The sequence below is a fragment of the Halomonas sp. C10-5 genome (genome assembly GCF_057169305.1).
On sequence record NZ_CP175665.1, the window covers coordinates 1,083,083 to 1,098,117 of the forward strand.

Consider the following 15,035-nt stretch of genomic DNA (forward strand, 5'->3'; position numbering starts at 1 on the left):
AAGGGAACCCCTTGCGGCTTAAGTGCTATCGCAGATGGCGACACCGCTCAAGGCTTCCCCGGCGACAGGTCTTCGAGGGGGCGCTATGAATACCTCCCTGTACGCTACCTCGGCCGTCCCTGGTCCTCGGACCCCCTCTCCGACCTGTCCCCGGCGCCTTTCGCTATCGCAGCATGGCTAACTGCGGTTGCCCTGTTCATGGCTTGCGGCTTTCTCCTTGTGGCTATCCGCTCTCCACATAGGCGCCCATCGCCCGCATCCGTGACTCGAAGCTTGCCACGTTGTCCACCAGGTCGTCCGGGCCGAAGGCCACACACTCGGCGAGAAGCGTCTCCACCAGGGTGATGGCGGAGAGGATCGACGGGAAGAAGTGCGGCGTGGCGTTGGCGACCGGGAAGGTGATGGTGGCCCCCGGCACCAGCGGCGAGCGCAGGGTGTCGGTGATGACGATGGCACTTACCCCCGCCGCCCGGGTGATCTCGAGAGCCCGCATGGTCTCGGCGCAGTAGGGCTCGAAACCGAAGGCCACCACCACGTCCCCCTCGCCGAAGGGCGCAAGCTCGGTAAGCAGCCCCCCCTCCTGGCCGCGGATCAGCTGGATATTGGGCATGGCGATGCGCCCCACATAGGCGAAGTGGTAGGCGCAGGCGAAGGTGTCGCGAAACCCCACCACGGCGATCCTGTCGGCCCCCAGCAGCAGCCGGGCGGCCTCGCGCACCCGTGCCTGGTTGTCCGCGGTAAACAGCCGCCCGATATTGTCGAAGGCGGCATCCCCCACATCGAGGAACACCTGGTCATCGGTCTGGCTGGCCAGGCTGCGCAGCTGGCTGGCGCGTCCTGAGAGCTCCACCGGGCCGGCCTGTACCGCCGACTGGAACACCTCACGAAACTGCTCATAGCTGTCGAAGCCCAGGCGCTTGGCCAGGCGCACCAGCGACGAGGCGGTGACCGCGGCCGCCGAGGCCGACTTACGGATCGACTGGAAGGCGATCTCCACCGGGTGTTCCAGCACGTAGCCTGCGGCCAGCTTGAGCTGTGGGCTGAGCTCGGGATAGGCCTCGGCGAGCTGCTGGTTGACCGCGTCCAGGCGGCTCGGGCTGGCGTCCACCGGGGCGTCGTCTTGGCGATCGTTTTCCAGCACGGCGGTCTCCTGAGTGGTCGTGGATGAGGCAGGGGCGCGCATTGTAACCGATGTGTTCGGCATGGTGGTGAAACAATCGTTTCTGTAAATCAATACATGTGGCACGCACGTGTTGACCATGGGGCGGCCCTTGGTTAGGATGCAGGCAAAACAAGCGTGCTGAAAACCCATCGATAATGACACGTTTGTTTTCAGTGGCGGAAACGTCCGTCACCCGTTATTGATCGCCGCGTTTTTGATCACCACATGCCGGAGCGCTTTCGACACCATGAGCCATGCTGCCTCGTCAGACCCCGAGACCCTCATCCTTCGCCGCCACGGGCAGGTGCAGGAGATTCGCCTCAACCGACCCCATCGCCTCAACGCCGTGACCCAGGAGCTCTACGACGAGCTCAATGATGCCCTGACCGTGGCCGAGCAGGATCCCGAGGTGCGCGTGGTGGTGATCACCGGCGAGGGTCGCGCCTTCTGTGTCGGCGCCGACCTCAAGGAGCACAAGGCCGGGCGCACCGCCTTCGATCGCCGCCAGTACCTGCAGGGTGAGCAGATCGTTTGCAAACGCCTGATGCAGATGAAGACCCCGGTGATTGCCGCGGTGAATGGCTTCGCCCTGGGTGCCGGGGCCGAGATCGCCCTCGCCGCCGACTTCCTGCTGATGGCCGACAGCGCCCAGATCGGCCTGCCCGAGGTCTCCATCGGAAACTTCCTGGGCGGTGGTGTCACCTGGCTGTTGCCGCGCCTGGTCGGCCTGGCCAAGGCTCGCGAACTGGTCTTCCTGGGGGAGCGCATCGACGGTCCCGAGGCGGTACGCATCGGCCTGGCCAATCGCCACTATCCCGATGAGGACTTTCTTGACGCCGCCCTGGCATTTGCCGAGAAGGTGGCCGGCAAGGCGCCGTTCTCCATGGCGCTGGCCAAGGAGCAGCTGACCATGTCCGGCGAGCGTACCCTGGATGCCTGCCTGACCGCCGAGCTTGAGGGCATGATGTTCGTCGGCACGACCCGGGACTGGCAGGAGGGCATCGACGCCTTCGCCGAGAAGCGCGCACCGCGCTTCGAGGGCCGCTGACACACGGCGCCACACACCGTCGAATCTCTATCGCCCGGCCACCGCCGGGCCGGAACCAAACTCGTCATTCGCCCCCGAGGGCAAGGTCAGCCAGCATATGAATCCCATCGAAGGACACCTCCCCACCCGCAGCCCGCTGCACGACATCCTGGCCCCCAGCGGCATCGCCGTGGTGGGCGCCTCCGCCGATCCCACCAAGCGCGGCTACAAGGCCATGGTGGGTCTGATCAAGGATGGCTACCGGGGCGAGATCTACCCGGTCAACCCCAAGGCCGACATGATCCTCGGGGTCAAGGCGTGGCCCTCGGTCACCGCCATCCCCGGCAATCCCGAGCTGGCGCTGATCTGCACCCCGGCACCCTCGGTACCCGGGCTGATCGCCGAGTGCGGCCGGCGCGGCATCAAGGGGGCGGTGATACTCGCCAGCGGCTTCGCCGAGACCGGCGAGGAGGGCGCAGCGCTCGAGCGCGAGATGATGGATAAGGCGCGCGCCCACGGCGTGCGGATCATCGGCCCCAATACCTCGGGCATCTTCAACCTGCACCACAAGGTCAACCTGCTGTCGCTGGACAACGTCATGCCCGGTGACGTGGGGATCATCTCGCAGTCCGGCAACATGCTGCTGTCGCTGGCGCTGGAGGCGCAGCACAACGGCCAGGTGGGCTTCTCCACCTATGTCGGCCCCGGCAACCAGAGCGACATCGGCTTCAACGACTACCTGCGCTACCTCGGCGAGGACCACCACACACGCGTCGCCACCCTCTACGTGGAGGGCTTCCGCGACGGGCGCAAGTTCCTGGAGGTGGCCCGCGAGGTCGCCGCCATGAAGCCGGTGGTGGTCTACAAGTCGGGCTCCACCGCGGCGGGCCAGAAGGCGGCCAGCTCCCACACCGGGGCGCTGGCAGGCAGCTACGCCATGACGGTCGACCTGCTCAAGCAGTCGGGTGTCAGCGTGGTCCACCAGTCCGACGAGATCCTGCCCGTGGCCGAGGGGCTGGGGCTGCTGCAGAAGGCGCGCGGCAAGCGGGTGGCCGTCGTCTCTGACGGCGGTGGCCAGGCCACCATCGCTTCCGACCGCCTGACCGAGGCCGGACTGGAGCTGGCCGAGCTCTCCGAGGCGACCCGGGCGAAACTGCGCGAGGTGCTCTTCCCCCAGGCCTCCACCGTCAACCCGGTGGACGTGGCCGGCTCCACCGACGCCAATCCCTCGCTGCTGGCCACCTGCATGGAGATCGTCGCCGCCGATGACAACGTCGATAGCGTCTTCCTGGTGGGCATGTTCGGCGGCTACAGCCAGCGCTTCGCCGAGTCGCTGCTAGGTGACGAGATGCGTGGCGCCGAGGCGATGGTGGACCTCTCCAATGCCACCGAGAAGCCGCTGGTGATCTACAGCCTGTATACCCCGGTCAAGCCGCCGGCGCTGCGCCGCCTGCACGAGGCGGGGCTGCCGGTCTACGCCTCCATCGAGCATGCGGTGCGCGTGCTCTCGGCGCTGGGCGAGCGTGGCCAGTATCTGGCCCAGTACCATCGCCAGAGTCGCGAGCGCAGCGTAGAGCCGCTCCCCGAGCTCAGCGCCATGTTCCAGCAGGCCCAGGCGGAGGGCAGGGACCTCTTCGAGTACGAGGCCAAGCGCCTGCTTCGCGACCACGGCATCGAGGTACCGCTGGAGCTGGTTGTGCGCAACGAGGCGGAACTGGCGGACGCCGCCGGTCGGTTTGCTGGAGAGAGCGGTGAGACACCGCTGGCCATGAAGGTGGTCTCCAAGGACATCCTGCACAAGTCCGATGCCGGTGGCGTGAAGCTCAACGTGGTGGGCGAGGCCGCGATGCGGGATGCCCGCGAGGCGATCCTCGCCTCCTGCCGTGAGTACGACGCCAGCGCCGAGATCGAGGGCGTGCTGGTCACCCCCATGGCGAAGAAGGGGGTGGAGGTGATCCTCGGGGTGATCCGCGACCCCATCTTCGGCCCGGTGCTGATGTTCGGCCTCGGCGGCATCTTCGTCGAGATCCTCGAGGACGTGGCCTTCCGCTCGATCCCGCTCTCGCGCCACGACGCCGAGTCCATGGTGGAGCAGATAAAGGCCAAGAAGATCCTCGGTGGGGTGCGCGGCGAGAAGGCGGTGGACAAGGCCTCGCTGGTCGACCTGCTGCTCAAGGTATCGCGCATCGTCGAGGCCTACCCGGCACTTGCCGAGCTCGACCTCAACCCGGTGATCGTCAACGCCGACGGCTATGCTGTGGTGGATGCCCGGGTTATCGTCGACCGTGACGCCGAACCCAACGACAAGGACGCAGACGCATGAGCCAGCACCAGCCGCAGCTGACCGATGCCCGCCTTACCCTGGAGGGGCGGGTGGCCACCCTGACCCTGGACCGACACGATGTGCGCAATGCCCTGACCGGCACGGCCCTGGTCGATGACATCATCGCCGTGGCGCAATGGGTCAACGCCTGCGACGAGGTCTCGGTGCTGGTGATCACCGGCGCCGGCAGCGCCTTCTCGGCCGGCGGCAACGTCAAGGACATGGCCAGCCGCGGCGGCGACTTCGCCGGCGACGTGGCCGAGGTGTCGGCGCGCTATCGTCGCGGCATCCAGCGCATCCCGCTGGCGCTTGCCGAGGTGGAGGTGCCGATCATCGCCGCGGTCAACGGCCCGGCCATCGGCGCCGGCTTCGACCTGGCCAACATGGCGGATATCCGCATCGCCTCCTCCCGCGCGAAGTTCGGAGAGACCTTCCTCAACCTGGGAATCATCCCCGGCGACGGCGGCGCCTGGTTCATGCAGCGCCTGATCGGCTACCAGCGCGCCTTCGAGCTGACGCTCTCGGGCCGGGTGATCGACGCCGAGGAGGCGAAGGAGTACGGCATCGTGCTGGAGGTGACCGAGCCCGAGGCGCTGATGGAGAAGGTGGGCGAGCTGGCCGGCCGCATCGCCGCCCAGCCGCCCAGGGCGACGCGTCTCACCAAGCGGCTGATGAAGATGGCGCAGCGCACCGAGCTCAAGGACTTCCTCGACCTCTGCGCGGTGTTTCAGGGCATGTGCCACAACGAGCCCGAGCACCTGGAGGCGGTCAACGCCATGCTGGAGAAGATGGCGAAATAATCCTTGTCGCCATCCGCCGGCCTGGCGATGCTGGGGCCATCCGATCTCACAGGGAGGTGAACCGATGGCCGACAGCACCCTGGTCTTTATCGTGCTCGGGCTGACCCTGGTCGCCTTCGTCTGGGGCCGCTTCCGCTACGACCTGGTGGCCCTGGCCGCGCTGCTCGGTTCGGTAATGCTGGGCCTGGTGCCCGGCGACGAGGCCTTCATGGGCTTTGGCCATCCGGCGGTGATCACCGTGGCCGCGGTGCTGGTGCTGAGCCGCGGCTTCGAGCGCTCCGGGGTGGTGGATGTCATCGCCGAGCAGGTGCTCAAGGTGGGGGAGCGACTCTTCCTCCAGCTGCTGGTGCTGGTGGGCACCGTGGTGGTGCTCTCGGGCATCATGAACAACGTCGGAGCCCTCGCCCTGCTGCTGCCGGTGGCCATGCGCCTGGCCCGTGAGCACGACGCCTCACCGTCGCTGCTGCTGATGCCGCTGGCCTTCGGTTCGCTGCTGGGTGGACTGACCACCCTGATCGGCACCCCACCCAATATCATCATTGCCAGCTACCGTGGCAGCGTCACCGGCGACAGCTTCGGCATGTTCTCGTTCTCGCCGGTGGGCGTGGTGGTGGCCCTGGCGGGGTTTGCCTTCATCCTGCTGCTGGGCTGGCGGCTGGTACCACAGCGGGCGGGCAAGGCCTCCACGGAGGCGATGTTCGATACCGCCCACTACCTGGTCGAACTGCGTGTCGGTGAAGACTCCAAGGCCAACGGCATGAGCCTGCGCGAACTCCAGCAGGAGCTGGAGGAGACCATCCCGGTGTTGGCCGTGGTGCGCGACGACAGGCGTCGGGCGGGTCACGCCTTCTTCGGCAACCTGCGTGAGGGGGATATCCTGCTGATGGAGGCCGGTCCCGAGGAGATGAAGCTGCTGGAGGACAAGGCGGGCCTGCGCCTGGGCAAGGAAGCCGAGGAAGAGGAACAGGAAGCGGAAGAAGAAGAGCGGGAAGCAGACAACGCGGAGCAGGCAGAGGCAGGTGAGCAGGGCCGACAGCCGACCGACAGCAGCGAGCCGGACAACATGGACGAGGAGCAAGACCAGGTCAGGGAGCGAAAGAAGAAGGAGAAGGAAAAGGAGGACAGGAGCGGTGTCGACACCGAGGGACTGCAACTGGTCGAGGCGGTGGTGCGCAACGACTCCATGATGGTCAATCGCACCGTTACCCAGCTGCGCCTGCACAACCAGTTCGGCCTGCACCTGGTGGCGGTGGCCCGGGATGGCGGCCGCCTCAAGCAGCGCCTGCACGAGATCCGCTTTCGCCCCGGTGATGTCCTGTTGCTGCAGGGCGGCGAGAGCGAACTGGCCGAGAGCCTGGCCACCCTGGGCTGCCTGCCACTGGCCAACCGCAACCTGACCCTGGGCCAGCCCCGCATGCTGCTGGTCTCCATCGCGATCTTCGCTATCGCCATCCTCACCATGCTCTTCGACCTGCTGCCGGCGGCGGTAGCGCTCTCCACGGCGGCACTGGTCTCGCTGCTGGTCGGGGTGCTGCCACTACGCGAGGGCTACCAGGCCATCGATGGGCCGGTGATCGTGCTGCTCGGGGCGATGATCCCGGTGGGCGAGGCGCTGGAAACCAGTGGCGGGGCGGCGCTGGTCGCCGAGGCGATGCTCGCCTGGGGCAGCGAGTGGCCGGTGGTGGTCACCCTGGTGGTGCTCTTCCTGCTCTCCATGGTGCTTTCAAATATCGTCAACAACGCCGCCGCGGCGCTGCTGATGGCGCCCATCGCGGCGAGCCTGGCAACCGGTTTCGATGCCTCGGTGGACCCCTTCCTGATGGTGGTGGCAGTGAGCGCCTCCTGCGCCTTCCTGACCCCCATCGGCCACCAGTCCAACACCCTCGTGATGGGGCCCGGCGGTTACCGCTTCGGCGATTACTGGAAACTGGGCCTGCCGCTCTCCCTGGTGGTGCTGGCGGTGGCCATTCCGATGATCTTGCTGGTGTGGCCGCTATGAAAACGCCCCGGCACATGGCCGGGGCGTGGGGTTGGCGGGGATGAGAACTGTCAGGCGGCGTGGTGGCGCAGTACCTTGGCCTTGTCGGTGACGAAGGCATCGTACTCGAAGTCGTCCACGGTAAGCAGTTCCAGCACCTGGGCCTCGCGCTCGCGCATAAAGGCGGCATCCTCTTCGCTGATGATGCCGGCCCTGGCCGCTTCTTCCACACGCTGCTCCGGATGCAGGGCCTCGGTAGGCAGCTCGCCCTTGGCGTAGGCCTTGTTGACGGTGCGGTAGAGGGTCTCGGCACGCTCCTGGGTGGCCAGCAGGGCGTTGTACTGCGCCAGGGGGTTCGCCTGTTCGCCGTCGTCGGCGCTCCAGGTATTGGCCAGCAGCTTCTCGCGCAGGGCGCTGTCCCGTGAGACCGCCTGGGCGATGCTGCGGGCCAGGTCGTCGTGGGGGCGCTTGAGGCGTTTGCCGCGCGGCATCACCACCCGGCGCAGCACGCCGGCGAGCAGCCGGTTGGGCAGGTTGTCGAACAGCTCGCCCAGGGCCTGTTCGGCACGGCCCAGCAGCAGCTGGCAGCTGTAGTGCAGCAGCGCCTCCTCGCCTTCCACCTTGTCCCCCTCGTGCCACTGCTTGAGCACCATGGAGGCGAGGTAGAGGTTCGACAGCACGTCGCCGAGGCGTGCCGAGAGCATCTCGCGCAGCTTGAGGGTGGCACCGAGGCTCGCCATGGCGGCATCGGCGCACAGCCCGAAGCCGGCGGAGAGGCGGGCGATCTCCTGGGCGTAGTGCTGCGCCTCGCCATCGAAGGGGACCGCCGGCTTGCCGATGCCCAGCCCCTGGGTAAAGGCGCGGGCGGCGTTGCCGAAGATCAGGCCGGCGTGGCCGAAGAAGGCGCGGTCGAAGGCCTGGATATCGTCGGCATCCTTGGCGGCCAGCTCCTCCAGCACATAGGGATGGCAGCGGATCGCTCCCTGGCCGAAGATCATCAGGTTGCGGGTCATGATGTTGGCGCCTTCCACGGTGATTGCCACCGGATTGGCGCTGTAGCCTATCCCTAAGTAGTTGCGCGGGCCCAGGGTCACCGCCTTGCCGCCGTGGATATCCATGGCATCGCCGAGGATCACCCGCTGGAACTCGGTGAGCTGGCTCTTGAGGATCGCCGAGGGCACCGCCGGCTTCTCGCCGCGGTCGATGGTGTTGGCGGTCTGGTAGACCGCCGCCTGGGCGATATAGCCCAGCGCCGTCATGCGGGCCAGGGGCTCCTGGACCCCCTCCATCTCGGCCACCGGCACGTTGAACTGGCGGCGGATTCGGGCGAAGCCGCCGCTCCAGCCGATGGCGTAGCGGGCGGTGCCGGTGGCGCCGGAGGGCAGGGTGATGCAGCGGCCCACCGAGAGGCACTCCACCAGCATCCGCCAGCCCTGGCCGATCATCGCCTCGCCCCCGATGATGGTGTCCATCGGCACGAAGACATCCTTGCCCCTGATCGGGCCGTTCAGGAAGGGGCTGCCGATGGGGTGGTGTCGACGGCCGATCTCCATGCCCGCGGTATCGCGGGGGATCAGCGCCAGGGTGATGCCGCGGTCCTCCTCGTCGCCCAGCAGCTTCTCCGGGTCGAACAGGCGGAAGGCCAGGCCCACCACGGTGGCGATGGGGGCCAGGGTGATCCAGCGCTTCTCGAAGTTGAGGCGCACGCCGAGCACCTCCTTGCCCTCGATCTCCTGTTTGCAGACCACGCCGGTGTCGGGCAGCGAGGTGGCGTCAGACCCGGCGCGGGGGCCGGTGAGGCCGAAGCAGGGGATCTCGCGGCCGTCGGCCAGGCGCGGCAGGTAGTGGTTCTTCTGCTCGTCGGTGCCGTACTTGAGCAGCAGCTCCCCCGGGCCCAGGGAGTTGGGCACGCCCACGGTGACCATCAGGGTTTCGTTGATGGAGAGCTTCTGCAGCACCAGGGACTGGGCCTTGGCGGAGAAACCCAGGCCGCCGTACTCCTTCGGGATGATCATCCCGAAATAGCGCTCCTGCTTGAGGTGGTCCCAGAGTTCCTGGGGCAGGTCGGCACGCTCCTTGGCGATATCCCAGGCGTTGCACATGCCGGCGGCCACGGAGCACTGGTGGTCGATGAAGGCGCGCTCCTCCTCGGTAAGGCCATCGTCCGTATAGTCCAGCAGCGCCTGCCAGTTCGGCTTGCCGGTGAAGAGCTCGCCGTCCCAGGCCACGCTGCCGGCCTCCAGCGCGGTGCGCTCGGTGTCCGAGACCTTCGGCGAGACCTTCTTGAACATGGCGAAGAGGCGCGGGGTCAGCCACTTGCCGCGCAGGGCAGGCAGGCCGGCCGCGGCGATGACCGCGGCTGCGGCGAGCAGGATGACGCCAAGCACCGCGGAGGCGACGAGCAGGCTTATCAGACCGGTGACGGCGAGCACCGCCAGGGCGGGCAGGGCGCCCGCCTCGCGGCGCATCACCGCGAGCAGGCCGACGATGGCCGCAAGCAGCAGGATCAAGGTGAGCATGGAGAGACTCCGGTTGTTGTAAGTCGCAAGGATTCGAACAGATGTTTGAATTCTTGCAGGTTAGCCCACATCGCTGCAACCGGCCAGTGCCCACGAAACATCTTGGCCTCGGCACTCATGACCTACATGCTCAAGGCTTTCCCGGCGCTAGGCTTGATCGGGGGGAGGGGGAGTTCGCTCTCGCCGCAGGTAACGGCATCGTCTTTTGCAAAACGCCCCGCGCTGCAGGGCAGGGCGGGGCGTTGGGGCAGCGAGGGGCGGCGCTATGCCTCGAGGCGGCGCAGCGGCTCGCCGCGAGCGGGGGCGTCGCCCGCCACGTAGTAGGGAGCGTCGCTCTTCGGCAGCGGCTCGCGGCCGCGGATGCGGTCGGCGATCTTCTCGGCCAGCATGATGGTCGGCGCGTTGAGGTTGCCGGTGGGGATCTGCGGGAACAGCGAGGCATCCACCACCCGCAGTCCCGCCACGCCGTGCACCCGACCCTGGCCATCCACCACGGCGTCGTCACCTTCGCCCATTCGGCAGCTGCCGCAGGGGTGGTAGGCGGTCTCGGCATGCGCCTTCACGAAGGCGTCCAGCTCGGCGTCGGACTGCACGTCCGGCCCCGGCGAGATCTCCCGGCCGCGGTAGGCGTCGAAGGCGGGCTGATTGATGATCTCGCGGGTCAGACGGATGGCGTCGCGGAACTCCTGCCAGTCCTTGTCGGTGGACATGTAGTTGAACAGGATGCTCGGCGCCGCCTCGGGGTCCCGTGAGGTCAGCCGAATGCGGCCGCGGCTCTCGGAACGCATGGAGCCCACGTGGGCCTGGAAGCCGTGGGCCTGCACTGCACTCTTGCCGTTGTAGCTGATGGCGATGGGCAGGAAGTGGTACTGCAGGTTGGGCCACGCCTCCTGGTCATTGGAGCGGATGAAGCCCGCCGCCTCGAACTGGTTGCTGGCGCCGATGCCGCGGCCGAGGAACAGCCACTCGGCGCCGATCTTCGGCTGGTTCCACCACTTCAATGCCGGGTAAAGCGAGATCGGCTGGGTGCATTCGTACTGGATGTACATCTCCAGGTGATCCTGGAGGTGGGCGCCGACGTTGTCGTTGACGTGCACCGCCTCGATGCCGAACTCGTCGAGCACCTCGCGGGGCCCCACGCCGGAACGCTGCAGGATCTGCGGCGAGGCGATCGCCCCGCCGCACAGCAGCACCTCGCGGCGGGCACGTACCCGCTGCTCCTGGCCGCGGCGCCGGTAGCGCACGCCCACCGCCCGCTTGCCCTCGAACTCGATGACGTCGGTGATGGCGCGGGTCTCGATGGTCAGGTTCGCTCGCTGCTTCGCCTGGTCGAGGTAGCCACGGGCGGTGGAGGCGCGCCGCCCGTTGGCGGTGACGAAACGGTCCATTGGGCCGAAGCCCTCCTGCTGGTAGCCGTTGACGTCCTCGGTCTCCGGGTAGCCGGCCTGGACCCCAGCCTCGATAAAGGCGTGGTAGAGGGGGTTGTTGCCTTCCTTGGGGGTGGTCACGCTCACCGGCCCGTCGCCGCCATGATAGTCGTTCGGGCCGATATCGCGGGTCTCGGACTTCCTGAAGTAGGGCAGGCAGTCGGCGTAGCTCCAGTCCGAAAGCCCCGGCGCCTCGGCCCAGTGGTCGTAGTCCAGGGCATTGCCGCGGATGTAGCACATGCCGTTGATCAGGGAGGAGCCCCCCAGCCCCTTGCCACGGCCGCACTCCATGCGCCGGCCATTCATGTGCGGCTCGGGGTCGGTCTCGAAGGCCCAGTTGTAGCGCTTGCCCTGCAGTGGATAGGCCAGGGCCGCCGGCATCTGGGTACGGAAGTCGAAGCGGTGGTCGTGACCGCCGGCCTCGAGCAGCAGTACCGAGACGTCCGAGTCCTCGGTGAGGCGGGTGGCGAGCACGTTGCCGGCCGAGCCGGCGCCGATGATGACGTAGTCGAATTCACGGATCTGGGGCATGGGGTCTCCTTAAAATACCGACTCGAAGGGGCCCATCTCCACCTGCACCGACTTGGTCTGGGTGTAGTGGGCCAGGGTTTCGAGGCCGTTCTCGCGACCCACGCCCGACTGCTTGTAACCGCCCACCGGCATCTCGGCGGGGGACTCGCCCCAGGTGTTGATCCAGCAGATGCCCGCCTCGAGGCGGTGGATCATCCGATGGGCACGGTTGAGGCCCTCGGTGAAGACACCGGCGGCCAGCCCGTAGTGGGTGTCGTTGGCGCGGCGGATCACCTCCTCCTCGTCTTCGAAGGCGAGAATCGACATCACCGGGCCGAAGATCTCCTCGCGCACGATGCGCATCTCGTCGCTGCAGTCGGTGAACACCGTGGGAGCCGCCCAGGCGCCGTTCGCCTTTTCTCCCTGGTTCCAGGCATCGCCGCCGGCCAGCACCCTGGCGCCTTCCTGCTTGCCCAGTGCGATATAGGAGAGCACCTTCTCCTGGTGCTCGAAGCTCACCAGGGGGCCGAAGTTGACGCTGGGGTCCAGGGGGTCGCCGGCCCTGATGCGCGCCACCCGCTCGGCGATCCTGGCCTCGAAGGCTTCCTTGACGGCGCTCTCGACGAAGACCCGGGTGCCGTTGGTGCAGATCTGCCCGCTGGAGTAGAAGTTGGCCATCATGGCGGCGTCGGCAGCGCGGTCGAGGTCGGCATCAGCGAAGACGATCAGCGGCGACTTGCCGCCCAATTCCATGGTGACGTCCTTGAGGGTGGAGCCCCCGGCGGCGGCCATCACCTTCCGGCCGGTGCCCACCTCGCCGGTGAAGGAGATCTTGTCGATGCCGGGGTGACCGGTCATCAGAGCGCCGACGCTACCGTCACCGTGGATGACGTTGAACACACCGTCGGGCAGGCCGGCCTCGGTGAAGATCTCGGCCAGTTTCATGGTGGTCAGCGGGGTGACCTCGCTGGGTTTGAAGACCACCGCGTTGCCGGCGGCGAGTGCCGGGGCGGCCTTCCAGCAGGCGATCTGGATGGGGTAGTTCCAGGCGCCGATGGCACCGATCACCCCCAGCGGCTCGCGACGGGTGTAGACGAAGGAGTCCTCGCGCAGCGGGATCTGGCTGCCCTCGATGGCCGTTGCCAGGCCGGCATAGTACTCGAGCACGTCGGCGCCGGTGGCGATGTCCACCGAAGCGGTCTCGCTGATCGGCTTGCCGGTGTTGCGGGTCTCGAGTTCGGCGAGCTCGTCATTGCGCTCCCTGAGGAGTGCCACGGCACGGTTCAGGATGCGGCCACGCTCCATGCCGGACATCGCCGCCCAGACGCGCTGGCCCTTGCGGGCTGCGGCCACGGCGGCATCCACGTCCGCCTCGGCCGCCTGCTGCACCTCGGCAAGCCGCGAGCCGTCGAAGGGGTTGACCACCGAGAAGGTCTCGCCGGAGGTGGCGGCCGTGTGACGGCCGTCGATGTAGAGAGGCAGGCTAGGCGTGTCGGTCATTAGTCTCTCCTTGGGGAGGTGTCGGTAGCGGAGGCAGCAAGTAGCCGGTCGAGGGTGGCGAGTGCCGCGCGGCGCGCGCCGTCGGCGTCCAGGCCCTCCGGGGTCAGCGCCCCGCGGAGCCACAGGCCATCGATCACTGCCGCCAGCGTGCGTGACGCCAGGCGTGCCTCCTCATGCGGCATCAGCCGTCGGAACTGGACGCACAAGTTTGAATAGAGGCGTCGGTCGTTGACCTGTTGCAGCCGGGCGAGGCGCGGCTTGTGCATGCTGCTGGCCCAGAAAGCCAGCCAGGTCTTGGCGACAGGATCGGTCACCTGGCTGCGGTCGAAGTTGCCCTCGATGATCGCCTCCAATCGGGCCCGCGGGGTGTCATGCGGCAGTTCGCGGCGGCAGGCAGCAACGGCATCGCCCAGGTCGGTGAGGATCTGGCGCATGGTGGCTTCGAGCAGTCCATCCTTGCCGCCGAAGTAGTGGCTGATGATGCCGGCGGAGACGCCGGCATGCCGCGCGATGCGTGCCACGGTCGTGTCGGCCAGGCCGACCTCATCGATGGCCGCCATGGTCGCCTTGATCAGCTGCTGACGGCGGATGGGTTCCATTCCGACCTTGGGCATCGTTGAGCCCTCCCTTGTCCGGGTGACTTGCCACCACACCGGTATGTGCGGTTAGGATAGGCACAGCTTGCCATTTCTTTATTGAACGTTCAATCAATAAAATTGTGGCAGACGCCGACAATACTCAACTCCCCTTACCGGAGGATATTTCATGAGCGCATCTCCCCTGAATCGCCGCCTCAGCCTTGGCCTGGGCGCCACTGTCCTGGCCCTCGGCGCGACCCCGTTGTTCGCCCAGGAGTCCGAGAGTTGCAGCACGCTTCGCTTCGCCGAGGTCGGCTGGACCGATATCACCGCCACTACCGCACTGACCACCGAGGTGCTCGAGGCGCTGGGCTATGACACCCGCATCGACACCGTCTCCGTGCCCATCGCCTACCAGGGGATGAAGAATGGCGACTTCGATATCTTCCTGGGCAACTGGATGCCCTCCATGGCATCGATCAGCGACCCCTACGTCGAGGACGGCAGCGTCGATCGGTTGGGTGCCAATCTCGAGGGCGCCAAGTACACCCTGGCGGTGCCGCAGTACGTCCACGATGCCGGGGTCACCTCGGTAGAGGATCTCGCCGAGCATGCCGAGAAGTTCGATTCCTCCATTCACGGCATCGAGGCCGGCAACGACGGCAATCAGCTGATCCAGCAGATGATCGACGACGATGCCTTCGGCCTGGGGGACTGGCAGCTGATCGACTCCAGCGAGGCGGGCATGCTGTCCGAACTGGGTGCCAGGGTGCCGGACGAGGAGTGGATGGTATTCCTGGGCTGGGAGCCCCACCCGATGAACACCAACTTCGACATGGCCTATCTCGAGGGTGCCGGCGACTACTTTGGCCCCGACCTGGGCGGTGCCACGGTCTATACCAACACCCGTAGCGGCTTCGTCGAGGAGTGCGGCAACGTCGGCACCCTGCTTTCCAACCTCGAGTTCACCCTCGAGATGGAGAACCAGCTGATGGGCGAGATCATGGACGAGGGTGAGGATCCCCGTGACGCCGCCCGCGCCTACCTGCAGGCCAACCCCGAGGTGCTCGAGGCGTGGCTCGAGGGCGTCGAGACCCTCGATGGCGAGGCGGGCCTTGCCGCGGTGCGCGAGTCACTCGATATCGACTCCTGAGGAGATGGCCGCCGGGCTTGCCAAGCGGCGAGCCCGCGTGCATAATGCGTCTCCATTG

General features: G+C 67.1%; 10 protein-coding genes. 5 read left to right on the forward strand and 5 right to left on the reverse strand.

All coding sequences use genetic code 11. The annotated features are described in order from the left end of the window. Positions 1-223: 223 nt before the first annotated feature. Positions 224-1,141 (reverse strand): MurR/RpiR family transcriptional regulator, encoded by a 918-nt coding sequence (locus ACJ7IV_RS05080; protein WP_483866058.1) that lies wholly within the window; start codon positions 1,139-1,141, stop codon positions 224-226. A gap of 268 nt (positions 1,142-1,409) precedes the next feature. Here ACJ7IV_RS05080 and ACJ7IV_RS05085 point away from each other — a divergent pair, with 268 nt between their 5' ends. From ACJ7IV_RS05085 to ACJ7IV_RS05100, 4 genes are all read left to right on the forward strand, one after another. Continuing rightward, positions 1,410-2,210, forward strand: a complete 801-nt coding sequence (locus ACJ7IV_RS05085) for an enoyl-CoA hydratase/isomerase family protein (protein ID WP_483866059.1) — start codon at positions 1,410-1,412, stop codon at positions 2,208-2,210. Between the two features lie 97 nt (positions 2,211-2,307). Beyond that, positions 2,308-4,512, forward strand: a complete 2,205-nt coding sequence (locus tag ACJ7IV_RS05090) for an acetate--CoA ligase family protein (RefSeq protein WP_483866060.1) — start codon at positions 2,308-2,310, stop codon at positions 4,510-4,512. Further along, positions 4,509-5,312 carry an enoyl-CoA hydratase-related protein gene (locus tag ACJ7IV_RS05095; RefSeq protein ID WP_483866061.1) on the forward strand — a complete coding sequence of 268 codons (804 nt, stop codon included), beginning with the start codon at positions 4,509-4,511 and terminating at the stop codon, positions 5,310-5,312. The genes ACJ7IV_RS05090 and ACJ7IV_RS05095 overlap by 4 nt, the downstream gene beginning before the upstream one ends. Before the next feature lie 64 nt (positions 5,313-5,376). After that, complete coding sequence (locus ACJ7IV_RS05100; RefSeq protein ID WP_483866062.1) at positions 5,377-7,311, forward strand: SLC13 family permease; 1,935 nt, start codon at positions 5,377-5,379, stop codon at positions 7,309-7,311. Between the two features lie 50 nt (positions 7,312-7,361). On the opposite strand, the gene ACJ7IV_RS05105 is transcribed toward ACJ7IV_RS05100, so the two are convergent. From ACJ7IV_RS05105 to betI, 4 genes are all read right to left on the reverse strand, one after another. After that, complete coding sequence (locus tag ACJ7IV_RS05105; RefSeq protein WP_483866063.1) at positions 7,362-9,809, reverse strand: acyl-CoA dehydrogenase; 2,448 nt, start codon at positions 9,807-9,809, stop codon at positions 7,362-7,364. Between the two features lie 263 nt (positions 9,810-10,072). After that, positions 10,073-11,767 carry a choline dehydrogenase gene (gene betA / locus ACJ7IV_RS05110; protein WP_483866064.1) on the reverse strand — a complete coding sequence of 565 codons (1,695 nt, stop codon included), beginning with the start codon at positions 11,765-11,767 and terminating at the stop codon, positions 10,073-10,075. 9 nt (positions 11,768-11,776) lie between these two features. Beyond that, positions 11,777-13,246: a betaine-aldehyde dehydrogenase gene (gene betB, locus ACJ7IV_RS05115; RefSeq protein WP_483866065.1), complete on the reverse strand. Its 1,470-nt coding sequence runs from the start codon at positions 13,244-13,246 to the stop codon at positions 11,777-11,779. After that, a complete protein-coding gene (betI, locus tag ACJ7IV_RS05120; RefSeq protein WP_483866066.1) occupies positions 13,246-13,860 on the reverse strand; it encodes a transcriptional regulator BetI in 615 nt (204 codons plus the stop codon). Before betI ends, betB begins: the two co-directional genes overlap by 1 nt. A gap of 151 nt (positions 13,861-14,011) precedes the next feature. On the opposite strand from betI, the gene ACJ7IV_RS05125 reads away from it, so the two are divergent. Further along, complete coding sequence (locus ACJ7IV_RS05125; RefSeq protein WP_483866067.1) at positions 14,012-14,977, forward strand: choline ABC transporter substrate-binding protein; 966 nt, start codon at positions 14,012-14,014, stop codon at positions 14,975-14,977. Positions 14,978-15,035: the final 58 nt, after the last annotated feature.